This window comes from Streptomyces sp. NPDC097981, assembly GCF_040302565.1.
Lineage (GTDB): Bacteria > Actinomycetota > Actinomycetes > Streptomycetales > Streptomycetaceae > Streptomyces.
Genome location: NZ_JBEORW010000027.1, coordinates 80,314 through 101,331, shown reverse-complemented (window position 1 = coordinate 101,331; position 21,018 = coordinate 80,314). Strand labels below are relative to the sequence as shown.

Here is a 21,018-nt window from a genome sequence, read left to right as displayed (position 1 = left end):
TCACCGACCTCCGCATGGGTGTGATGAGATGGCCGGATGTCGACGTCCCGTCAGCCGGAGCACGGGAGGCAAGGAACGGGGAACATGCGCAGGACGGTTACCGGAGTGGCCCTGCTCGTCGCGGCGGCGGCGCTGCTGACGGGGTGCGGAAGCGACAGCGGGAAGGCCGACGGGAAGGCGAAGGCCGCGCCGAGCGCCGACGGCGGCAAGCCGTCGGCCGCGCAGAGCCCGTCGGCCGCCGCCACGCCCACGGCCACCGCGAAGGGCGGGGCGAAGGGCGGGGCGACCCACGAGGTGACCCTGGAGGTCGAGGGCCAGGGTCAGACGCCGGTCATGTACCACGTCGACAGCAGCGGTTTCGAGCCGCAGACGCTGCCGTGGGCGAAGACGGAGACGGTCGAACTCACCGCCGCGGAGCAGAAGGTGGGCTACCTGGTGAGCGTCGTCCCCGGCTCGGTCAAGGCCGCCGACGGCTCGCTCCAGCAGGCCGCGTGCACCATCAAGGTCGACGGCAAGAAGGTCGCCGACAACGAGGGCGGTAAGAACGCGAAGGGCTGCTCCTACCTGATCAAGTAACCCGGAGCCGGGCCGGCAGGCGCGGCCCGGCGCGGTGGCCCGGCCGCCTCGCCGGCCGGGTGGCGGCAGCCGTCAGGGCCCGGATCCGGTCGCTGAAGTCCGAGTCGGGCAGCGGCAGTTCGAGGTCGTCGTCGACGTAGCTGACGGCAGCCGAGACGTACTCCATGACGGCGTCGACGGTGGTGGAGCCGCGCTGCGGCCCGCGTCCGCCGGGCCGCAGCGCCCGCAGGACGCGCAGCGTGGTGGGCAGGCTCGCATCGGCGGCGAGGTCCCGCGCCGCGCCGTCGAAGACCACCGTGGCCGAGTCCGCACCGTCCGGTGCGTCCGCCGCGTCCCGTTGCGGCGCCGTCTGACGCCGCCACCAGACGGCTTCGTGGTTCTCCCCCAGGGCGAGGTGGTGGAGGTACAGGCAGTACGACGCGACCGGGTCTCCGGCGCCGGCGGCGTACTGCCACCAGAAGCGGGCCGAGTCCTCGGCCCCGGTGAGCAGCAGGATGCAGCCCAGGACCCGCGCGCCGGAGGGCTGGGGCAGCTTGTGCGTCAGGAACTCGCCCAGCGCGGCGACGGCGGTGCCCGCGACGGCCGTCTCGCACAGGGCCTGGAGGTCGTGCGCGGCTCCGCGCATGTCCTTCTGCGGTTCGCCCGTCGCCGGGTCGGGTGCCCCTGCCCCCGCCCGGCGGTGCGGTGCGCCGCCGGTGTCCGCGATGTCGGCGACGTCGGCGGGCGCTCGCAAGGTGTGGTGGATTCGGGCGCGGGCCAGCAGCTGGTCAATGGCCGAGGTCATCGCAGCGTCCCTCCTCGATGGTGCTGTCCGGGTACAGGGCGGCGTGCAGGTTGCGCTTGGCGTGCCGTGCGGTGGACCGTACGGAGGCGAGGGAGACGCCCAGTTCGCGTGCCACGCGGGCGTCCTCCAGCCCGCACAGGTACAGCAGGACGACGACGTCCCTCTGCAGGGGTGCGAGCTCCCCGACGGCCCGGAACAGGGCCATGGACTCCTCGACCTGGCTCATCGGGTCCGGGGCGAGGTCCAGGGCCACCGTGTCGAAGGCGGCCTCGACGAGCGAGGGGCGGCCGTTCTCCTTCGGGGCGCGTTCGAGCACGGTCTGGCGCAGCAGCGGCCACGCGAACCGCTCGGGGTTCTCGCTGGCGAGCGCGTCGTGCCACAGCATCAGCAGGAGCGTGAAGACGTCGTCGACCGCCTTCTCGACGAGGCGGGGCCGGCGCAGGAACACCGAGGCGTAGCAGGCGTAGTGCGGGCGGTGCATCTGCCGGAAGGCCAGGTAGTCCAGGGGGACCGAGGCTGATGCGGCGCGGCGGCGGGAGCCGCCTTCGTGGAGGCAGTCCTTGATCCACGAGGTGCGCTTGCCGGCGTCCCGGGCCGCGAGCACCCAGCGCAGCCGCATCGCGTCGTACGGCAGGCCGGGCCGGTCCAGCGCGAGGAGCACCGTACGGACGAAGACCCAGCGGGGATAGCGTCCGACGGCCCGCAGCAGCTCGGAGATGTGCCCTTTGGGCCGACCGGTACGGGCCTGGAGTTCGCCCAGCGTCACCCCCCTGCCGTGGACGGCGTCGCGTAACGGCTCCAGCCAGGCGCGGTGCGCCGGTCCGGTGCCCTCGGCGATGGGGCCCAGCTGGCGGCCCGGCCTGCCGCGCCGGTCCCGGGGCAGTTCCTGGGGTGCCGAGTGGAGGTTCATCCGCGCGGCTCCTCGTCCCGGTCGGACACCGGCGCGGCGGCCCGCTCGCGGCGGCTCTCGGACACCCCGACGCTCGCCTGCACGATCTGCTGCACGCCCAGCGCGGCCGACGGTATCAGCGCGGTGATGGCCGCGACGGGCTGTCCCGCCACCACCATCACCACACTGAATGCGAAGATCGCTACGAGCGCCACAACGGTGACGATCATCCGGTTGTTCTTCATCGCGAAGTCCTCTGACTGCTTGCGCCCTGGTTGATGTCTGTCCGGAATCCGGCTCCTGGCGTTGCCGCCTCCCCCCTTCAAGAGCCGAAGCAAGCATGGAGTGAACAGAGTTGGACAGGCGCGAAAAAAGCAGAACGGGGAACAATCAGAACTTCATGTCCGCCCCGTTCCAGGTGAGTTGACCGAACATCGGCCCCTCGGGCCGGCTCCCCGGTTCAGGCGGGGTCCAGGGGCAGCCGGGCCACCAGCAGGGCGCCGGCCGGGGCGTCCTCGACCGTGAGGGTGCCGCCCAGGCGGGTGGCGATGTCGCGGGCTATGGCCAGGCCCAGGCCCGTGCCCCCCTCGTCGCGGCTGCGGGCGTCGTCGAGGCGGGTGAACCGCTCGAAGATGCGCTCGCGGTCCGCGGCCGGGATGCCCGGCCCGTCGTCGCGGACCTCCAGTACGGCGGCGCGCCGGGTCCCGTCGACGCGCAGAACGAGCCGGACCCGCCGGTCGGCGTGGCGCTGGGCGTTGTCCAGCAGATTGGTGACGAGCCGGGTGAGCCACAGCGTGCTGCCGCGCACGACGGCCTCGGGTGCGATCTCCATGTCGACGGGGATCCGGTCCCGCCTGCGTGACCGGGCCGCGTCGCGGGCGACGTCGGCGAGGTCGACCGCGGCGTCCGGCGGCGGTTCCCCGGTGTCCAGGCGGGCCAGCAGGAGCAGGTCGGCGGCGAGGTCCTGGAGTCGTACGGTGTCCTCCAGCGCCCCGCTGACCAGCTCGCCCCACAGCGCCGGATCGGGGTGGGCCTGGGCGACCTCAAGCTGGGTGCGGAGCACCGTGATCGGGCTGCGGAGCTCGTGCGAGGCATCGGCGATGAACCGGCGCTGGCGGATTCCGGCGGCTTCCAGCCGGTCCAGGGTGGTGTTCATGGTGACGGCGAGCCGGGCGATCTCGTCCTGGCTGCGCGGCACCGGCACCCGGCGGTGCAGGTCGCCGTCGCCGATCTCGGCGACCTCGGCGCGGATCGCCTCGACGGGGCGCAGCGCCCAGCCGGTCACCCGCCAGGTGACCAGGGCCACGGTGAGCACGAGCAGCGGCACCGCGACGGCGAGCGCGCCCGTGATGACGTCGTCGGCGGTGTCGGCCTGCCGCAGGGATGTCCCCGCGTAGACGGTGACCAGCCCCTCCCCGGTGACGGTGGTGACCTGGACGACGCGATGGCGGCGGTCGCCGCGCACCGGGCCGTCCTTCCAGGTGCCGCGGACCGTGCCCGGTTTGCCCGGACGGGCCGGGGAGAGGGCGGGGCGGCCGACGAGGTTGGGGCTGGCCGCCAGGACGCGGCCCTCGGCGTCGACGACCTGGAGGAAGTCGGTGCCGCGCCCGGGGGTCAGTACGGTGTCGAGCCGGCCCGCGGCCACCAGCCCGGCGGTGGAGAGGGCCTGCCGTTCGGCGTCGGCCTGGGCGGTGCGCATCAGGTCGCCGTCCAGCATCCCGAGCAGCGCGAAGGAGGCGGCGCCGAGCGCCAGGGCCACCACGGTGGAGGCGCCGAGCGTGGCCCGGGCACGGACGGAGCGGGGGCGCAGGCGCCGCGAGGTGTCGCGGATCCGGCCGAGGGCGCGCAGGGGAGCACGGACGGCGGGCCGACGGGCGGCCCCGGTCTCCGGTTCAGCCACCGTCGGCCGCCAGCCGGTAGCCCGCACCGCGGACAGTCTCCACCGCGGCCCGGCCGAAGGGCGCGTCGATCTTCCGGCGCAGGGCGCTGACATGGACCTCGACCACGTTGAGATCGCCGTCGTAGGCGGCATCCCAGACGTGTTCCAGTATCTCCCGCTTGGGTACGACCTCCCCGGCGCGCCGGGCCAGGTACACGAGGACGGCGAACTCGCGCGAGGTCAGGCGGGCCTCGGTCCCGGCGCGCGTGCACCGCTGCCGGGCCGGGTCGATCACCAGGTCGCCGAACTCCATGATCTGGGGGCTGCGGCGGCCGGTGCGCCGGATGAGGGCGCGCAGCCGGGCGACCAGGACCACGTAGGAGAAGGGCTTGGAGAGGAAGTCGTCCGCGCCGGTGTCGAGGGCCTCCGCCTCGTCGTACTCCCCGTCCTTGGCGGTGAGCATCAAGATCCCCGACTCGCAGCCGCTCGCGCGCAGCCGGGCGCAGACCCGGTAGCCGTTGAGTCCGGGCAGCATGATGTCGAGCACGATGGCGTCGTAGTCGTGCTCGCAGGCCAGCCACAGGCCGTGCGCGCCGTCGTGGGCGACGTCCACGGAGAAGCCCTCGGCCTGCAGGCCCCGCTGCAGGGCAGCGGCGAGCCGCCGTTCGTCCTCGACCACCAGTACACGCATGGGGACAAGGTTCTCAGGTCGCGTCGGCGGCTTGCTGAAGAGGTCTTCAGCCGGCTTCAGCAAGGCTTCAGCATCGGCCGGGCAGGATCTGCCGAGGCGGGCAGAGTGCCCGCAGAACGCGAGGAGCAGCCAGATGACTCAGTCCAGTCCCCAGCCCCCCGAGCCGTCCGCGGCCCCGGGCGAGGCCACGGCCGACGCGACCGGCAAGGCGGCGGGACGCCGCGGCCGGGTGGTCCGGCTGGTCCGGCTGGTCCGTGAGGGACGTACGCGATGGGTGGCCCTCGGGCTGGTCGTCGCGATCGGCGGGGCGGCGGCGGTGGCGGTGGCGGCCGAGCACGGCCACCGGGAGCACGTGCGGCCCGGCTTCGCCGCCGATCGGCCCGGACACGGCCGCGGGGAGAAGCTGCCGGAGGGCCTGACGGGCCGGAAGTTCCACAAGGGCGGCGAGCCCGAGGCCGTCGATGGCGACCGCGGCCTCCCCGGCCGGGGACCGGGGGGCTTCGGTCCGGGAGGCCGGGGTCCGGGAGGCCGGGCGGACGTGGCCCGCAAGGCCGCCCCGGCACCGCTGCCCGCGCTGCCGGCGGCCCAGGCCCTGGAGAAGGCGACGGCCGCCGTGGACGGCGGCAAGCTCGAATCGCTGCGGGTCGTGGCCCAGCAGGGCGGTGGCAGCGCATGGCTGGCCGTGGTCCTCGGGCCCGACGGCGTCCGCCACGCGGTGACCCTGGCCGGCGCCGACGGCACGGTCACCGGCAACACCGTTGCCGGGAAGGGACCGCTGGCCCGCCGCTGACGGCGCACCCGGCCGGCCCGCCGCCGCCCCAGGCGGGGCCGGCAGCGGGCCGCCTCCCCTGGGCGGCCGCACGGCAACCGGCGATCCGGTACACGTGTCCGTCCGGCGGCGTGCGCTCACGCCCCGTCGGGGCCGAGGCCGTCCAGGAGCGCGAGTTCCTCCGCGGAGAGCCGCAGGGAGCCTGCGGCCACATTGGCGGCGAGGTGGTCCGGGTTGCCCGTGCCCGGGATGGCCAGTACGTGCGGTCCGCGGTGCAGGGTCCAGGCCAGCTTGATCTCGGCGGGGCCCACCCCGTGGGCGCGGGCCACGGAGAGCACCTCCGCGCGTTCGGCGCCGCTCGCGCCGTCCTGGCGTCCCGCACCCGCGATCGCGTAGAACGGCACGAACGCCACGCCCTGCTCGCCGCAGCTGCGCAGGAAGGCCTCCTGCTCGGGCAGCGCGCCGAGCCCGTACTGGTTCTGGACGCAGACCACCGGCGCGATGGCCTGCGCCTCGGCGAGGTGCTCGGGGCGCACGTTGGAGAGGCCGAGGTGGCGGATGAGTCCCGCTTGGCGCAGGTCGGCCAGGGCGCCGAAGCGTTCGGCTAGCGAATCGGTCCCTACGATGCGCAGGTTCACCACGTCGAGGTGGTCGCGGCCGAGCTGGCGCAGGTTCTCCTCGACCTGGCCCCGCAGTTGCGCGGGGGTGGCGTGGGGCAGGAACTCCCCCGCCGGGGAGCGGCCCGGACCGACCTTGGTGGTGATGACGAGGTCGTCTGGGTAGGGGGCCAGAGCCGTGTTGATCAGCTCGTTGGCGGAGCGCAGCGGGGAGAAGTAGAAAGCGGCCGTGTCGATGTGGTTCACGCCGAGCTCGACGGCGCGGCGCAGTACGCCGATCGCCCGGCCGCGGTCGGCGGGGGCGGCGCCGGCGGCGAACGCCGGGCCGTCCTGGGTCAGGCGCATCGCGCCGAAGCCGAGGCGGTTCACTTCGAGGTCGCCGAGCTTCCAGGTGCCCGATGCGGCCGCGTTGATCATCTGAGGGGTCATGCCGGAATGATCTACGCCCGGTAGGGTCGGGGCCATTGATTCGGGCATGTGTGAATCCAAGGGGTGGTCCTCCTGGCGGAGTTGGCGTTCTCGGCCGGCGATCTGGCGCAGATGCGGTGGGCCGTCTCGCCGCTGTGGGAGGTGGTGACCAGCTTCCGGAGGCTGCTGAACGACGACGCCGCGTCCCCGGTGTACCGGCCCTGGGCGGAGCAGGTACGGCCGCGGCTGGCGGCCGCCGGGCTGGACCGGGGCTGGCTCGCCGAGCTGGTCCCGCCGTCGGGATACGTGCCCCACTTCCTCAATCCCGCGCCTGCCGGACCGGCTCCGGTCCTGGCGGCGGAGCTGGCCGGGGTCGTGGCCGCTCCCGCCGGCACGGTCCGCCGCAATCTCGACCACCTGCGCTACCACCAGGGTGCGCTCGGCCCTCGTGCACGGAGCCTCCACACGGATCCGCAGGCCCGGCTGCCGCGCCTGGCGGAGGAGATCGAGGCGTACTGGAAACTCGCGCTCGCCCCGTACTGGGCGCGGATCCGGTCCGTGCTGGACGCCGATGTCTTCCACCGGGCCCGGCAGGCCGCCGAGCAGGGCGCCGGGCACGTCATCAACGAGCTGCACACCGCGGTGAGCTGGGACGACAATGCGCTGCGGCTGCTGCGCCGGACCCGGCCGCTGTCCCGGGAGGCGGCGGGGACGGGGTTGCTGCTGGTTCCCTCGGCCTTCCTCGGGCCGGGCCTGCTGACCCGGATGACGCCGCCCGATCCGCCGCAGCTCGCCTATCCGGCGCGGGGAGTCGGGACGCTGTGGGCGTCCCGGCCGCCGACCGCGAAGGCGCAGGCCGTCGCCGCCGTGCTCGGCCGGTCGCGGACGCTGCTGCTGTCGGAGCTGGAGGCGCCGGCCTCCACCACCGAGCTGGCGCGGCGTACGGGGCTCTCGGCGGCCGGGGTGTCGCAGAACCTGACCGCACTGCGCGACGCGGGCCTGGTCAGCGCCCACCGGGCGGGCCGCTCGGTGCTGTACGCGCGCACCGCCGTCGCCGAGGCCCTCCTCGGCGCCTGCTCCTAGAACGGCCTGGTGGGGAGGTACTTGCCGTCGAGGGTGATGACGGCGCGCTCCCCGCCCTCGGGGTCCGCGACCTTCCGGACGTCCAGCTTGAAGTTGATCGCGCTGATGATGCCGTCACCGCACTGCTCGTGGACCAGGGCCTTCAGGGTGGTGCCGTAGACCTGGAGCATCTCGTGGAAGCGGTAGATGGTCGGGTCGGCCGGGATGCCGCCGGGGATCGAGCCCCGGGTCGGGATCGTCTGGAGGAGCAGCGCGGCGTCGGCGTCGAGGCCCAGCAGCTCGGCGACGGCCTCGGCGGAGGCGGCCGGCAGGGGGTGCTGGCCCAGCACGGCGGCGGTGACGAAGGCGACCGACAGGCCGGCCGTGTCGGCGATCTGCTGCCAGGTGAGGTCCTTGCGGGTCTTGGCGTCGACTGCGGCGACGGCCAGGGCCTGACGGGCGGAGGGGTCGAACTGCGCGTGGATCACGAGGGGCTCCTTTTTCGGGGTGGGATTTTGGGGTGGGATGCGGTGGGTGGTGCGGGGCCGGTGCGGGACGGAGGCCGGGCCGGGTCAGGCCGCGCGGGCGGTGGGCCGGCCGGTGGCGGGATCGATCCGTTCGACCGTGCCGGTGGGGATGTCGTAGACCCAGCCGTGCAGGGTGACGGCGCCGGCGGCCAGGGCGCGGGCCACCGCGGGGTGCGTGGCGAGGTGCGCGAGCTGCACGGCGACGTTGTTGCGGATCAGGACGCCGACCTCGTCCTGCGGCGCCCCGGCGGGGGCCGCGTGGCGCAGCCACCGGGCGACTGCGGGCAGGTCCGCGAGGTCCTGGCCGGCGGCGAGTGCGGTCATGGCGCCGCAGGCGGAGTGCCCGCACACCACGATGTCGCGGACGCCGAGGACGGCGAGCGCGTACTCGATGCCGGCCGCGACGCCGTCGGCGCCGTCGACTCCCAGCGGGTGGGCCGGAACGAGGTTGCCGGCGGTCCGGATGACGAACAGCTCGCCCGGCTCCTGCTGGGTGATCAGCTCTGGGACGACGCGGGCATCGGAGCAGCCGATGAACAGCGTGTGCGGCCGGTGGGTGGTCGCCAGCCGGGCGAACAGCTCCGCCTTGGCCGGGAAGACGTCCTGCTGAAAGTACGCGACGCCCTCGGCGAGGTCTTGCACGGTCACTCCCTTCGGTGGGGCCCGCCCTGGTCGGGCTGACGAGAACCACCCTGCATGACCTGCACCTATAGTGTCCAAGACGCAATGAACATGATCGCTATTGCTGCGATCTATAGTGATGCCATGCCCCTGGAACTGCGCCATCTCCGCTATCTGCTGGCCGTGGCCGAACACGGCAGTTTCACCCGCGCCGCCGAGGAGCTGCACATCTCGCAGCCCACGCTCTCCCAGCAGATCAGGCAGCTGGAGCGGACCGTGGACGCGCAGCTGCTGGACCGCACGGGGCGCGCCGTGCGCCTGACCGACGCGGGCACGGCCTTCGTCCCGTACGCGCGCCGCGCACTCCAGGACCTGGCGGCGGCCGAACGGGCCGTCGTGGACGTGGCCGACCTCTCGCGCGGCAGCCTGCGCCTCGCCATGACGCCGACCTTCACCGCGTATCTGCTGGGCCCGCTCGCCGCGGAAATCCATGCCCGGCACCCCGGAATCCGCCTGAACGTCAAGGAGATGACGCAGGGCGGGCTGGAGTCGGCGCTGCTGGCCGACGACGTCGACCTGGGGATCGCCTTCCACGGCTCCCACCTGCCCGGCATCGCCGCCACCGGCCTGTTCACCGAGACCCTCGGCCTGGTGGTCGGACCCGCCCATCCGCACTCGGGCCGTACCGAGCCCCTGCCGGTGTCCGAACTCGCCCCGCTCCCCCTCGCGTTGCTCGGCAGCGGCTTCGCGACCCGGGCGCACATCGACGCGTACTTGCATCAGTACCGGGTCGAGCCGCCGATCGCGGTGGAGGCGGACTCCATCAGCGCCCTCACCGAGATCGTCCGGCGCACCGGGCTCGCCACGGTGCTCCCCGATGCCCTCACCCACGGCCACACCGGCCTGCACCCCGTCCCCCTCGCCCCCGCCCTCCCCGCGCGGACCGTGGTCCTGCTGCGCCGCGAGAGCGCGTACGAGAGCGCCGCCTCCCGCGCCTTCGCCGCCCTCGCCCGGCAGTGGGCGGGTGCCTGAAACCCGGTCAGCCTGCGAACACCGCCGCCGCCTCGGCGGCGTACGCCCGCAGCAGCGGGTCCAGGGCCGCCGGGTCCGCAGCGCCGCCGGGCAGCAGCCGGCGGCGCTCGCCCTCGGTGGCGTGGCTCAGCAGCCAGGCGCTCGCCCACGCCGGGTCCGCGGACCGGCCGGCTTTGCGGATGCGCGCCTCCGCGGCGGCGTAGGCGGCGCCGGGCACCTGGCCGGCGATGAGGGGGAAGAGGTGCTTCTCCTCGGCTTCGATGTGCTCGGCCAGCAGATCCCGCTGGTCGGCGAGGAGCCCGGCCAACCGGCCGGCGTGGCGGCCGGGTTCGGCGGCGAAGCGGTCCGCGGCCGCGTCGCAGTCGGCTTGGAGCGCGTCGAGCGCCTCGTGGTCCTCGACGAAGCGGACGATGGCGGGCACCGCACCGGCCGCGTCGGGCACGGCGTCCAGGATCACCGGCCACAGGATCTCGTCCTCGCCGCGGTGGTGGCCGCGTACGACGGCGTTGTAGCGGTGCACGTACCCGGCGACCGCCTCCGCCCGCGCGCGCCCGGCCGGTTCCGCCGCCCCGGCGAGGGCCGCGAGCAGCCGGGCGAGGCGCTCGATGTCGGCCAGGATCGCGCGGTGGGCGAGCCGGATGCCGGTGAGGTCCGCGGCAGCCGCACCGTCGTACGGCGGCGCGGGGGTGTGGTGTTCGCTGTCCATACGGACGACTGTGCGCGCCCCCGCTCTGCGTCGGGTCAACGTTCGATGAACGCCGTCTTCGCAGCGGCCTCCGTCGCCGTCTTCGCAGCCACCGTCGGCGGCGGCGTAGGCTCGGGGGTCCGTTTCCGTCACCACCTCGGGGGAACCCGCCATGCCGCCCACCGGTCCGCAGTCCGTCGACCGCGCGCTGGCGATCCTCGACGCCGTCGCCGATGCGGCAGGGCCGGTCGGCGCCAAGGCGCTGGCACGCCGGATGGAGTGTTCGCTGTCCACCGCCTACCACCTCCTCGCCCCGCTCACCGAACGCGGGTACCTGATCCGCACCGCGCAGGGGTACGTGCTGGGACCGCGGATCCCCGGGCTGCACCGGAGCCTCCTGCGGCATCTGGAGCCCGCACCGCGCATGGCCGATCTGCTGACCCGGCTGCGCCGGACCACCGGCGCCGAGGCGTACTACACCGCGTACCGGGGCGGGCTGATCACCGTGGTCGACACCACCGCCCCGGTCACGGACGCGGCGAACCCCTTCACCCCCGGGCGGGAGACCCGGGCGCACGCCACCGCGCACGGCAAGGCGCTGCTCGCCGAACTGCCGCGCCCACTGCGCCGGCGGTACCTGGCCGAGCACGGGATGGCCCGCCTGACCGGGGCCACCATCACCAGTGCCGAGCTGCTGGAGGCGGAGCTGGCCCGGGTCCGGGGGCAGGGTTTCGCCGTGTCCGTCGGGGAGGCCGATCCCTCGTACACCTGCCTGGCCGTGGCCCTGCCGCGCGGCCGCGACCACGAGGGCGACGCGGTGCACGCCCTGTCGGTGTCGCTGCCGACCGAGGAGTTCCGGCGGCGCCCGCAGGAGGTCCGTACCGCGCTCGCGCAGGCCGCGGCGGACTGGGCCTGACGCCCGGCACGCCGGTTTTCCGGCTCTGCCGGAAATACGGTGCGATGGGGATGCGCGGCGCGTGACCGCCTGCCAGGCTGGTCTGCATGATCTTCATCGCCGTCAGGTTCGACATCCGTCCGGAGCACAGCGACAACTGGCTCACGATCGTCGACGACTTCACCCGGGCCACCCGCAACGAGCCGGGCAACCTCTTCTACGACTGGACGCGCAGCGTCGACGACCCCAACAAGTACACGCTCCTGGAAGGTTTCACCGACGCCGAAGCGGGCGCCGCGCACGTCGCGTCCGACCACTTCAAGGCCGGTATGGAGACCCTCGCCGGTGCCATCGCCAGCACTCCGGAGATCATCCACGTCGAGGTGCCCGGCCAGGGCTGGAGCGCCATGGCCGAGCTGTCTCCCCGTAACTGAACCGGCCGGCCCGGCCCGGCCGCTAGGAGGAGGTCTCCAGCAGCCGGGCCGCCGCCTCGCGCATCTCGACCTTGCGGATCTTCCCGGTCACGGTCATCGGGAACTCGTCCACCACGTGTACGTACCGCGGGATCTTGAAATGGGCGAGCCGTCCGTCGCAGTACGCGCGGACGGCGGCCGCGGTCAGCGGCTGCGCTCCCTCGCGCATCCGCACCCACGCCATCAGCTCCTCCCCGTACTTGGGGTCGGGAACGCCGATGACCTGGACGTCCAGGACGTCCGGATGGGCGTGCAGGAACTCCTCGATCTCGCGCGGGTACACGTTCTCCCCGCCCCGGATCACCATGTCCTTGATGCGGCCGGTGATGCTCAGGTAGCCGTCCTCGTCCATGACCGCCAGGTCTCCGGTGTGCATCCAGCGCGCGGCGTCGACCACCTCGGCGGTCCGCTCGGGCTCGCCCCAGTAGCCGAGCATCACCGAGTAGCCGCGGGTGCAGAGCTCCCCCGGCTCGCCGCGCGGCAGGGTCCGCCCGGACTGCGGGTCGACCACCTTGACCTCCAGGTGCGGTCCGACGCGGCCCACGGTGGACACCCGGCGCTCGACGGAGTCGTCGGCGCGGGTCTGCGTCGACACCGGCGAGGTCTCCGTCATCCCGTAGCAGATGGACACCTCGCTCATGCCCATCCGGCCGATGACCTCCTTCATCACCTCGACCGGGCAGGGCGAGCCCGCCATGATCCCGGTGCGCAGGCTGGACAGGTCGTACGTGTCGAAGCCGGGCGCGGCCAGCTCGGCGATGAACATCGTGGGGACCCCGTACAGGGAGGTGCACGCCTCCGCCTCGACGGCGGCGAGGGTGGCCTCCGGGTCGAACGAAGGCGCCGGGATGACCATCGCCGCGCCGTGGCTGGTGCACGCGAGGTTTCCCATGACCATGCCGAAGCAGTGGTAGAACGGCACGGGGATGCAGACCCGGTCCTGCTCGGTGTAGTGGCACAACTCGCCGACGAAGAAGCCGTTGTTGAGGATGTTGTGGTGCGACAGGGTCGCCCCCTTGGGGAAGCCCGTGGTTCCCGAGGTGTACTGGATGTTCACGGGGTCGTCCGCGCTCAGCCCGGCCCCAGCCCGTACGAGGTCGTCCGGGTCGCCCCGGCGGCCCCGCTCCAGCAGGGACGTCCACTCCGGCCGGTCCAGCAGGACCGTGAACTCCAGCTCCGGGCAGCGCGGCCCCACTTCCTCGATCATCCCGGCGTAGTCGGAGGTCTTGAAGCGTTCCGCGGCAACGAGCAGCCGGATCCCCGACTGCCGCAGGACGTACTCCAACTCGTGTGAGCGGTAGGCCGGGTTGACGGTGACCAGGACCGCCCCGATCTTGGCGGTGGCGAACTGGACCAGCGTCCACTCGGCGCGGTTGGGGGCCCAGATGCCGACCCGGTCCCCCTTGGCGATGCCCAGGTCCAGCAGGCCGAGCGCGAGGGCGTCGACGTCGGCCGCGAGCTCCGCGTACGTCCACCGACGCCCGGCGGCGAGGTCGACGAGGGCGTCCCGGCCGGGGAACCGGCGGACGGTGCGGTCCAGGTTCTCGCCGATCGTGTCGCCCAGCAGCGGCACTTCGCAGGCCCCGGACGCATAGCTCGACGACGCAGTGCTCGACGACGCGGTGCTCGACGCGGCAGACACACGTACCTCCTGGGCTCGGTGGCGAGGCGGGGCCCGGCGGGCCGGCGCCCCCTCATGATCCTCTCCGGCCGGATCCCCGGCCACCCTCGTGACGCCGTTCCCCCGAACGGTTCAGCGCAGACAGCCGACGATCCTGACGGAGACCTCGGCGCTGCCGGTGAGTCCGCCGGCCGGGTCGGTGGCGCTGAACACGAGCTTGTACGTCCCGTCGGGCAGCAGGGGGACGGTGAAGCGCCCGGACGCGCCCGCACCCAGCGTCACCGGCCCGCCGGGCCCGTTGATCCGCCAGCTCGTGTACTGCGGGTCGGTGAGGGGCTGGTTGCCCGGGCGGGTCCGGGCCGTCCCGGCGAACGACTCCTCGCAGCCGCGCCGCAGTTGGCCGCCGGCGGCGGGCTGCTGGATGCTCACCGCCGGGGCTTGCGGCTGCTGCCGGGTCGGCGGACCGCTCGGGGACGGGTTGCCCGGCGGACTCGGATTGCCGGTGGCCGGGGTCCCGGGGCTGTTGGGGCTGCCGGGCGTGGCCGAGGTACCGGGCGATGCGGTCGGGCTCGGCGTGGGCGAAGCGCCGGGGGCGGAGGCCGAGGGCGAGGCGGAGCCCGGACCGCCCGTCCCGCCCGGCAGCGGGTCGAGTGCGTGCGGGAGTTCCGGGCGGGTCACTGCGGGCGGTGAGGGGGCCTTGGCGGGCTCGGTGGGCTTGGCGTCGATCCTGGCGCAGACCGCGCTGGCGACCAGCTCCTGGCTGTCGGGCACCGCCAGGGCGCGCAACGCCTGGTCGTCCGGGCCGCGGCCGTGCGTGTCGAAGTAGCCGTTGCCGGTGCTCGTCTCGCGGTCGCTGTGCTCGATCCAGACCGAGTTGTAGTAGTCGGCGCCGGCCTTCTGCTGGTTCCTGCCGGTGACGTGCCATGCCGTCACCTTGCGGCCCGAGGGCTCACCGGCCGCCGGCGCGTCGGCCGGTGCGTACAGCCAGCCGTCGCCGAAGAAGCGCGTCGGGGCCTGCTCGTTGCTCGTCTCGTTTTCGGCGGGGAACCGGAATCCACCACCGAAAACGAGTTTGCCCTTCGGACAGGACACGGCCGCGTCCGCGCTGCCCCCGGCGGTCACCGCAACCTTCGTGGTGGCCACGGAGACGCCTTTGAGCCGGACGCAGACCGGCCGGATCGCGATCGCGTAGTTCGCCTCGGGGGGCTGCGGGTCCTCGATCCGGGTCTGGTGCTCGATGAATTCGGACCTGCGGATCGGGAACACGCCGGCGCTCAGCCGGGTGCCCGGGTTGAGCGAGGCGAAGGGCAGGGACTTGGGGTCGTCGGCCGCCACCTTGGGCGTCAGGACGTCGAGCGGGACCGGCGCGACGGCGCGGCCCGACAGGGTGCGTTCGGCCCGGAATTCGATGCCGACCGTGGTGAAACCCTCGTAGCACCGGGTGGCGGCGCCCGGGTCCGCGGCGGGCACGGCCGCGAACGGCCCGTCGGTGGTGAGGTCGTGGATGGTCCTGCCATCGCTGGCGGTGGTCATCTTGTTGAACCGGTCGTGGAACGCGTACGCCCGTGTGTTCCAGTTGCCGGTCGAGAACTCCGGCTCCGCGTTGACGCACAGGGCGTATGAGGTGAGTGTGGCGGGCGCGTCGTCCGGGTTGTACGCGGCCGCCAGCCACGCGTCGCCCACGAAGAGGCTGCTCGTGGCGAAGCCGCCGCCGGTAATCGCGTAACCGCCGCCGAGCGCCCTCTCGTGCGGCAGGCACGGCGCGATCGCGGCCTGCTCGCCGTGCGCCGCGACCGACACCGAGGCGCTGCGCTGGACGACCGCCAGCTGCGGGCCGCCGCTGACCGCCCACACGCCCGCGCCCACGGCGCCGGACACCACCAGGGCGCCTGCCGCCGCGACCGCGGCCGTCTTGGCCGTGATCGCACTGCCCAGCTTCGCGAAGACTCCAGAGCCCATCGCCGATGCCCTCCCCCGCCGTACGGCCCCCATCTCCCCGCGACCGCGGGACGTGGGCAATGTAGCGCTGCGTGCGATACGCGTCACAGAGGCCTGAAGTATCGGTTCTGCTACGGACTCCCCGTCCGGAGGCAAAGCCGCCCGGGCGGCCGGCGGACCGTGCGGGGCGCCGACCGACCTGCCCCGAGGGACGAACCGGAGCATAGTGAGAAGATGAGCCGCATACGGACGGCGCTGCTGTGCACGGCCACTCTGATCGCCGCCACCCTCCAGGCGACGGGCGCCGCCGCCGCGCCGGCGCCCGGGACCGGTCGGGAGCCGCCGCCGGAACCCTGCGTCAGCTCCCCCGGCCCCGCCCGCGGCGAGGCCCGGCAGGTTCTGGACATCGCCCGGCAGGCGCAGAAGGACCTCGGGGTCAAGGCCGTCGTCCTGCGGGTAACCCGCGACGGGCAGGAGGTCGTCACGGGCGCGCTCGGCGAGTCGATGACCGGTGTTCCCGCCACGGCCGACATGCACTTCCGGTCCGGATCGGTCGCCATCGCGTACATGGGCGACGTCCTGCTCCAACTCGTCGACGAGCACAGGGTGGGACTCGACGACCCCGTCTCCCGCTGGCTGCCTGATCTGCCGCACGGCGACGAGATCACACTGCGGATGCTCGCCGCCAGCACTTCGGGGCTGCACGACTACGTCACCGACCCGAAGTTCCTCGCGGCTCTGGAGGCCGCCCCGTTCCGCCAGTGGACCCCGAAGGAGCTCGTCGGCTACCCGCTCGCCCACCCGCTCCGGTACGAGCCCGGCACGAACTGGAGCTACTCGCACGCCAATTTCGTCCTCCTCGGGGCCGCCCTGGAGAAGATCACCGGCATCCGGCTCGACCGGCTCCTCCAGCAGCGGATCATGAGCCCGCTGGGGCTGAGCGAAACCCGCAACTCCTACACCCCCGAGATCGGCATCCCCGTCCTGCACGCCTTCACCTCCGAACGCTCCACGTACGAGGAGTCCACCTTCTGGAACCCCTCCTGGACCACCGCTCCCGGCGCGGTCGAGAACACGAACGTCTGCGACCTGGCCCGTTCGGCCGTGGCCATCGGCTCGGGTGAACTGCTCTCCCCCGCCGGCTACCGGGTCTCGCTCGACCCCGGCACCGTGGGCCTGGGCAAACCCACCGCACAGTGCCCGGCCGCCGTCTGCCGCCCGATGACACCGGAGGTCCATTTCGGGCTCGGCCTGATCGTCCAGAACGGCTGGATCCTGCAGAACCCGTCGTTCTCCGGCTACGCCTCGATACAGGCCTACCTTCCCTCCGACCACCTCGCCATCGCCGTCTCCACGACGCTCGGGCCTGAAGGCGCCCAGGGCAACACGGCGCAGACGATCGCCTACCGGATCGCGGACGCCCTCTCCCCCGGCCACCCGATACAGAAGTAGCGGTCCAGCCGTCGAGGGGGTGGCACTACTGCCACCCCCGATGCGGATGGCAGTGGGATCGAGGGCAGGGGGGCCGGCACGGGACGATCAGGGAGACCTGCCGGACCCCAGGGGGAGTTCAGACATGCACGTGTTCAAAAAGCCCGCACGATGGCTCGCGGCCGCCGCCTGCGGGCTGTTCGCCGCAGCGGCCCTGCCCGTCGGCCCGGCGAGCGCCGCGGCCGCCGGCGGCGCGGTCCCGGGCGCCGAGGCCCCGCCGGTGCCCGCACGGTACCGCCAGCAGCAGCTCGACTGGCAGCCCTGCACGGGCGGTTCACTGGAGTGCGCCTCGATGTCCGTGCCGCGGGACTGGTACCACCCGGACTCCGGGCCGAGCCTGACGATCGCCGTCTCGCGTCACCGCGCGGCCGACCCGGCGGGGCGCCGGGGCGTGCTCATGATGGCCGCAGGCGGGCCGGGGGCCTCGGGGCTGCCCCGGCCGGCCCGGCTCGCCTCGTACAGCCCGAAGCTGGCGGACGCGTACGACATCGTGGGATTCGACCAGCGGGGCGTGGGCGCGAGCACGCGGGTGGTCTGCTCGGACCAGGAGAAGGTCGACGCCATATTCGGCGGCGGTGACCTGCGCGACCGGTCGGCGGCCGCCGTCCGGCAGACCTTCGACCGCGCCCGCGACTTCGTACAGGACTGCAAGCGCAACTCGGGCGGGCTGCTCCCTTACATCACCACCGATCAGGCCGTGCACGACATGGACCTGTACCGGGAGCTGCTCGGGGTGGAGAAGGTCTCGTACTACGGGCCGTCGTACGCCAGCTTCCTCGGGGCGTACTACGCCACCGAGTTCCCGCGCCGCGTGGAGCGGGCCGTCCTCGACAGCAACATCGACTTCACCGGGGACTGGCAGTCCTTCCTGACGGGGCAGCCGATGAGCTTCCAGCGCCGGTTCGAACAGGACTTCCTGCCGTGGCTGGCGAAGAACGACGCCACGTACCACCAGGGGCGCACCCCCGAGGAGGCGCAGGCCTCGTACGAGCGGCTGCGCGCGGCCCTGCACGACCGGCCGCTGGACGTGGAGGGGACGGTCATCACCCCCAACCACCTCGACGCGGCGACCACGGACGCCCTGTACAACGCCGACAAGTTCGCGGGCCTCGCCTCGCTCCTCGGGTTCCTGGAGCATCCGGACCAGGCGCCGGCACAGACGAGGAAGGCCGTCGCCGGGCAGCTGAAGCACCTCATGGGCGCGGACTTCGTCGCCGACTTCTTCGCGGTCACCTGCGGCGACACCCCGTGGAACCGCGACAGCCGGTACTGGGTGGCCCAGAGCGCCGAGGCCACGCGCACCCACCCGCTGGCCGGGGCAAGGGAGTTGACGTACGCCTCGGTCTGCGCGAACTGGCCGCGGTCCAAGGCGCCGCGCATCAAGGTCACCGGCGAGGGACTGCCGCCGGTGCTGATGCTCAACTCCCGGAAGGACCCGGCGACGTACTACGAGGCCGCCGTACGCGCACACCGGGGGCTGGCCGGGTCGCGCCTGGTCACCGTGGAGGGCGGCGACCACGGCCAGTTCCAGAACGGCAACGCGTGCGTCGACGCCCACGTCGAGGGCTACCTGCTGGACGGGACCGTGCCCGCCGGGGACACCACGTGCCCGGACGCGAAGCGGTGACCCGCTGCGCGTCCGGGTGACCGGTCCGTCCTCGCGGACGCTGCGGCGGCGCCGTCACTCCTCGATGGCGCCGCCGATCCGGCGCAGGTGCCGGCGGAAGGTGTACGACGGGTCGGCCTCGCGCAGGACCAGGTAGTCGGCGAAGGCCGTCTGGCTGCGCAGGGTCTCGCCCGAGCGGATCCGGCGGGCCTGCTCGCGCTCGGTCTCCCGGATCCGCAGCGCGGTGTCCAGCACCTCCTCGACCCGGTCGGCGGCGACGAACAGCACGCCGTCGGCGTCACCGAAGACGAAGTCCCAGCCACCCACCAGCTGCGCCCCGAACCGGGCGGTGACCAGCGCCTCGGGCTCGCGTTCGTCCAGCCGTTCCGGCCCGGCCGGGTGACTGCCGTAGCTGAAGACGGGGAGGCCGATCTCGGCCAGCTCGGGCGTGTCGCGGTGCAGCCCCCACACCACGAGGCCGACCACGCCCGCCGTCTCGGCCTCCAGTGCGGCCAGGTCGCCCACACAGGCCTCGTCCGTCCGCCCGCCGTTGTCGATGACCAGGATGTCGCCCGGCTCGGCGGATCCGTACGCCTCCAGGAACACGTCGACGCTGCCGTAGTGGCGCACCGCGAGCGCACGTCCCGCGACCCGGTGGCCGGGCAGCACCGCGCGGATGCCGGGCGGTGCGACGCGCAGCGGCACTCCGGTACGGACGCAGGCATCGGCCACGAGCGGCGTGGACAGGTCGTCGAAGGCCTTCAGCATGCCGTTCTCCCCTTCTCTCCCGAACGGACGGCTTCTCTCCCGAACGGACGGCTTGGGTCAGCCACCGCCTTCCATGGTGCCCCCCGGCCGCCCGTGACGCGGGGGTTCGGGCGTGCGGCGTCACGGGATGTCGGTGTCGGAGGGTTCCGCCTCGTAGGCGTGCGGCTCGTCGCCCTGCCATTCGACGAGCTCCGAGCCGCCGAGGACCATCTCGTCGGGATCGGGTACGCCGGCCCGGCGCAGGAACTCGATCACGTCGGCGTCGTTGAAGGCCAGGCCCAGGATGGAGTCCTGCCCGGCGGCGCGCAGGGAGACCCTGCGGCCGCCGGCCGGGGCGATCGGGTGCACGAGGATCGGCGCATGGTGCATGGGCCCAGCCTCCGCCCGGACGGCCCGGGCCGCATCCGGACGGCGCGGCCCTGTCCGCCATCAGGCTCTAGAGATCCGCTGTGACCGGCAGGGCGCGCAGGGCATGGAATCGGAACGTGCTCGTCCAGGTGAGCTGCTCCACGGGGCGGGCCGGACGCAGGCCCGGCAGCCGGTCGAGGAGCGCGGCCAGCGCGAGCGTGATCTGGAGGCGGGCCAGCGGGGCACCGAGGCAGTAGTGCAGCCCGTGGCCGAGTGCGAGGTGGGCCTTGTCCTCCCGGCCGATGTCGAAGCGGTCGGGGTCCGGGTAGCGGGCCGGGTCGCGGTGGGCGGAGGCCAGGCAGAACAGGACCGTGTCGCCCACCGGGATGCGGACGCCGCCGATCTCCACCGGTTCGGTCGGGAAGCGGCGGATCGCAGTCTGGCCGGGTCCGGCGTACCGCAGCAGCTCCTCGGCGGCCTCGGGGAGCAGCCCGGGGTCGGCGCGCAGGGCGGCGAGCTGGTCCGGGTGGGTGAGCAGGGTGAGGATCCCGCTGCCGATGACGTGCTGGACGGTCTCGCTGCCGGCCATCAGGATCAGGAAGGCGAGCGAGACCAGCTCGTCCTCGGTCAGCCGGTCCTCCTCGTCGCGGGCCGCGATCAGGCTCGACAGCATGTCGTCCCCGGGGCGGGCCCGCCGCTGCCCCACCAGCTCGACGAGGAAGCGGTGCACGTGGCCGACGGCCGCCACGAGCTCCTCCTTCGAGCGCGGGGCGAGCATGGCGGCGATCCAGCCGGAGAACCGCTCCTGGTCGGGTGCGGGTACGTGCAGCAGTGCCCCGATGGTCCGCAGCGGCAGCGGCCTGGCGAACCCGGCGACCAGATCCGCCTCGCCGGAGCGGGCGATCTCGTCCGCGAGCCGGGTGACCAGCTCGTCGACGCACGTCCGGACGCCGGCCCGCAGCAGCTCGACGTGCCGGGCGGTGAACCCCTTCGAGACGAGGCGGCGCAGCCGCAGGTGGTCCTCCGGGTCGACGTTGAGGAGGTTGGCGTCGAGGGCCGCAGGCAGGGAGAAGCCGCTGAACCCGGTGGTCGAGTGGCGCTTGTTGACGGAGAACCGGGCGTCGGCGAGCCCGGCCCGGACGTCCGAGGCGCGGGTGACCAGCCACACCGGGGAGCCGTCGGGCAGTGCGACGCGGTGCACCGGCCCCGCGGCGCGCAGGCGTGCGTAGACGGCGTGGGGGTCGCGGCCGAACGGCTCGTCGAACGGGCGCGGGAGGGGTGTGGTGGGGGTTGCTGCGTCCTGAGTGGTCATGCCCTGTCCTTGTCTGCTGCCGGAGG

The 21,018-nt window shown here is 73.5% G+C and carries 22 protein-coding genes; 8 read left to right on the top strand and 14 right to left on the bottom strand.

Going from position 1 to position 21,018, the window contains the following annotated elements:
* Positions 1 to 84 precede the first annotated feature (84 nt).
* Positions 85 to 576, top strand: a complete 492-nt coding sequence (locus tag ABTY04_RS25135) for a hypothetical protein (RefSeq protein ID WP_352215639.1) — start codon at positions 85 to 87, stop codon at positions 574 to 576.
* Here the strand turns inward: ABTY04_RS25135 and ABTY04_RS25130 are convergent.
* From ABTY04_RS25130 to ABTY04_RS25110, 5 genes are all read right to left on the bottom strand, one after another.
* Positions 569 to 1,360 (bottom strand): hypothetical protein, encoded by a 792-nt coding sequence (locus ABTY04_RS25130; RefSeq protein WP_352215638.1) that lies wholly within the window; start codon positions 1,358 to 1,360, stop codon positions 569 to 571. The genes ABTY04_RS25135 and ABTY04_RS25130 overlap by 8 nt on opposite strands.
* Positions 1,344 to 2,270: a sigma factor-like helix-turn-helix DNA-binding protein gene (locus ABTY04_RS25125; protein ID WP_352215637.1), complete on the bottom strand. Its 927-nt coding sequence runs from the start codon at positions 2,268 to 2,270 to the stop codon at positions 1,344 to 1,346. Before ABTY04_RS25125 ends, ABTY04_RS25130 begins: the two co-directional genes overlap by 17 nt.
* Positions 2,267 to 2,494, bottom strand: coding sequence for a hypothetical protein (locus tag ABTY04_RS25120; protein ID WP_352215636.1), 228 nt, complete (start codon positions 2,492 to 2,494; stop codon positions 2,267 to 2,269). Before ABTY04_RS25120 ends, ABTY04_RS25125 begins: the two co-directional genes overlap by 4 nt.
* A 215-nt stretch (positions 2,495 to 2,709) precedes the next feature.
* Positions 2,710 to 4,149 carry a sensor histidine kinase gene (locus ABTY04_RS25115; RefSeq protein WP_502996713.1) on the bottom strand — a complete coding sequence of 480 codons (1,440 nt, stop codon included), beginning with the start codon at positions 4,147 to 4,149 and terminating at the stop codon, positions 2,710 to 2,712.
* Positions 4,142 to 4,819 carry a response regulator transcription factor gene (locus ABTY04_RS25110; RefSeq protein WP_352215635.1) on the bottom strand — a complete coding sequence of 226 codons (678 nt, stop codon included), beginning with the start codon at positions 4,817 to 4,819 and terminating at the stop codon, positions 4,142 to 4,144. The genes ABTY04_RS25115 and ABTY04_RS25110 overlap by 8 nt, the downstream gene beginning before the upstream one ends.
* A gap of 133 nt (positions 4,820 to 4,952) precedes the next feature.
* Here ABTY04_RS25110 and ABTY04_RS25105 point away from each other — a divergent pair, with 133 nt between their 5' ends.
* Positions 4,953 to 5,609: a hypothetical protein gene (locus tag ABTY04_RS25105; protein WP_352215634.1), complete on the top strand. Its 657-nt coding sequence runs from the start codon at positions 4,953 to 4,955 to the stop codon at positions 5,607 to 5,609.
* A gap of 116 nt (positions 5,610 to 5,725) precedes the next feature.
* On the opposite strand, the gene ABTY04_RS25100 is transcribed toward ABTY04_RS25105, so the two are convergent.
* The gene (locus tag ABTY04_RS25100; RefSeq protein WP_352215633.1) at positions 5,726 to 6,634 is read right to left on the bottom strand and encodes an aldo/keto reductase; all 909 of its coding nucleotides are present in this window, start codon (positions 6,632 to 6,634) and stop codon (positions 5,726 to 5,728) included.
* A gap of 111 nt (positions 6,635 to 6,745) precedes the next feature.
* Here ABTY04_RS25100 and ABTY04_RS25095 point away from each other — a divergent pair, with 111 nt between their 5' ends.
* Positions 6,746 to 7,696: an ArsR/SmtB family transcription factor gene (locus tag ABTY04_RS25095; RefSeq protein ID WP_352215662.1), complete on the top strand. Its 951-nt coding sequence runs from the start codon at positions 6,746 to 6,748 to the stop codon at positions 7,694 to 7,696.
* Here ABTY04_RS25095 and cynS read toward each other — a convergent pair.
* Together cynS and ABTY04_RS25085 are read right to left on the bottom strand one after the other, a co-directional pair.
* Positions 7,693 to 8,163 carry a cyanase gene (gene cynS, locus ABTY04_RS25090; protein ID WP_352215632.1) on the bottom strand — a complete coding sequence of 157 codons (471 nt, stop codon included), beginning with the start codon at positions 8,161 to 8,163 and terminating at the stop codon, positions 7,693 to 7,695. The genes ABTY04_RS25095 and cynS overlap by 4 nt on opposite strands.
* An 84-nt stretch (positions 8,164 to 8,247) precedes the next feature.
* The gene (locus ABTY04_RS25085) at positions 8,248 to 8,844 is read right to left on the bottom strand and encodes a carbonic anhydrase (protein WP_352215631.1); all 597 of its coding nucleotides are present in this window, start codon (positions 8,842 to 8,844) and stop codon (positions 8,248 to 8,250) included.
* A gap of 123 nt (positions 8,845 to 8,967) precedes the next feature.
* On the opposite strand from ABTY04_RS25085, the gene cynR reads away from it, so the two are divergent.
* A complete protein-coding gene (gene cynR / locus ABTY04_RS25080; RefSeq protein WP_352215630.1) occupies positions 8,968 to 9,855 on the top strand; it encodes a transcriptional regulator CynR in 888 nt (295 codons plus the stop codon).
* Between the two features lie 7 nt (positions 9,856 to 9,862).
* On the opposite strand, the gene ABTY04_RS25075 is transcribed toward cynR, so the two are convergent.
* Positions 9,863 to 10,561 (bottom strand): hemerythrin domain-containing protein, encoded by a 699-nt coding sequence (locus ABTY04_RS25075; RefSeq protein ID WP_352215629.1) that lies wholly within the window; start codon positions 10,559 to 10,561, stop codon positions 9,863 to 9,865.
* Positions 10,562 to 10,712: 151 nt separating this feature from the next.
* Here ABTY04_RS25075 and ABTY04_RS25070 point away from each other — a divergent pair, with 151 nt between their 5' ends.
* Both ABTY04_RS25070 and ABTY04_RS25065 read left to right on the top strand, forming a co-directional pair.
* Positions 10,713 to 11,456, top strand: coding sequence for an IclR family transcriptional regulator (locus tag ABTY04_RS25070; RefSeq protein WP_352215628.1), 744 nt, complete (start codon positions 10,713 to 10,715; stop codon positions 11,454 to 11,456).
* 86 nt (positions 11,457 to 11,542) lie between these two features.
* Positions 11,543 to 11,869, top strand: coding sequence for a putative quinol monooxygenase (locus ABTY04_RS25065; RefSeq protein ID WP_352215627.1), 327 nt, complete (start codon positions 11,543 to 11,545; stop codon positions 11,867 to 11,869).
* A gap of 22 nt (positions 11,870 to 11,891) precedes the next feature.
* Here the strand turns inward: ABTY04_RS25065 and ABTY04_RS25060 are convergent, their stop codons facing one another.
* Complete coding sequence (locus ABTY04_RS25060; protein WP_352215626.1) at positions 11,892 to 13,550, bottom strand: AMP-binding protein; 1,659 nt, start codon at positions 13,548 to 13,550, stop codon at positions 11,892 to 11,894.
* 111 nt (positions 13,551 to 13,661) lie between these two features.
* Positions 13,662 to 15,488, bottom strand: a complete 1,827-nt coding sequence (locus ABTY04_RS25055; protein WP_352215625.1) for a hypothetical protein — start codon at positions 15,486 to 15,488, stop codon at positions 13,662 to 13,664.
* Positions 15,489 to 15,701: 213 nt separating this feature from the next.
* On the opposite strand from ABTY04_RS25055, the gene ABTY04_RS25050 reads away from it, so the two are divergent.
* Together ABTY04_RS25050 and ABTY04_RS25045 are read left to right on the top strand one after the other, a co-directional pair.
* Entirely contained in the window at positions 15,702 to 16,919 is a 1,218-nt protein-coding gene (locus ABTY04_RS25050) for a serine hydrolase domain-containing protein (protein WP_352215624.1), read from the top strand.
* A 124-nt stretch (positions 16,920 to 17,043) separates the two neighbouring features.
* The gene (locus ABTY04_RS25045) at positions 17,044 to 18,585 is read left to right on the top strand and encodes an alpha/beta hydrolase (protein WP_352215623.1); all 1,542 of its coding nucleotides are present in this window, start codon (positions 17,044 to 17,046) and stop codon (positions 18,583 to 18,585) included.
* A 54-nt stretch (positions 18,586 to 18,639) separates the two neighbouring features.
* On the opposite strand, the gene ABTY04_RS25040 is transcribed toward ABTY04_RS25045, so the two are convergent.
* The 3 genes from ABTY04_RS25040 to ABTY04_RS25030 form a co-directional block, all read right to left on the bottom strand.
* Complete coding sequence (locus ABTY04_RS25040) at positions 18,640 to 19,332, bottom strand: RraA family protein (RefSeq protein ID WP_352215622.1); 693 nt, start codon at positions 19,330 to 19,332, stop codon at positions 18,640 to 18,642.
* Positions 19,333 to 19,452: 120 nt separating this feature from the next.
* Entirely contained in the window at positions 19,453 to 19,701 is a 249-nt protein-coding gene (locus ABTY04_RS25035; protein ID WP_352215621.1) for a hypothetical protein, read from the bottom strand.
* Positions 19,702 to 19,768: 67 nt separating this feature from the next.
* Positions 19,769 to 20,992, bottom strand: a complete 1,224-nt coding sequence (locus ABTY04_RS25030; protein WP_352215620.1) for a cytochrome P450 family protein — start codon at positions 20,990 to 20,992, stop codon at positions 19,769 to 19,771.
* Positions 20,993 to 21,018 lie beyond the last annotated feature (26 nt).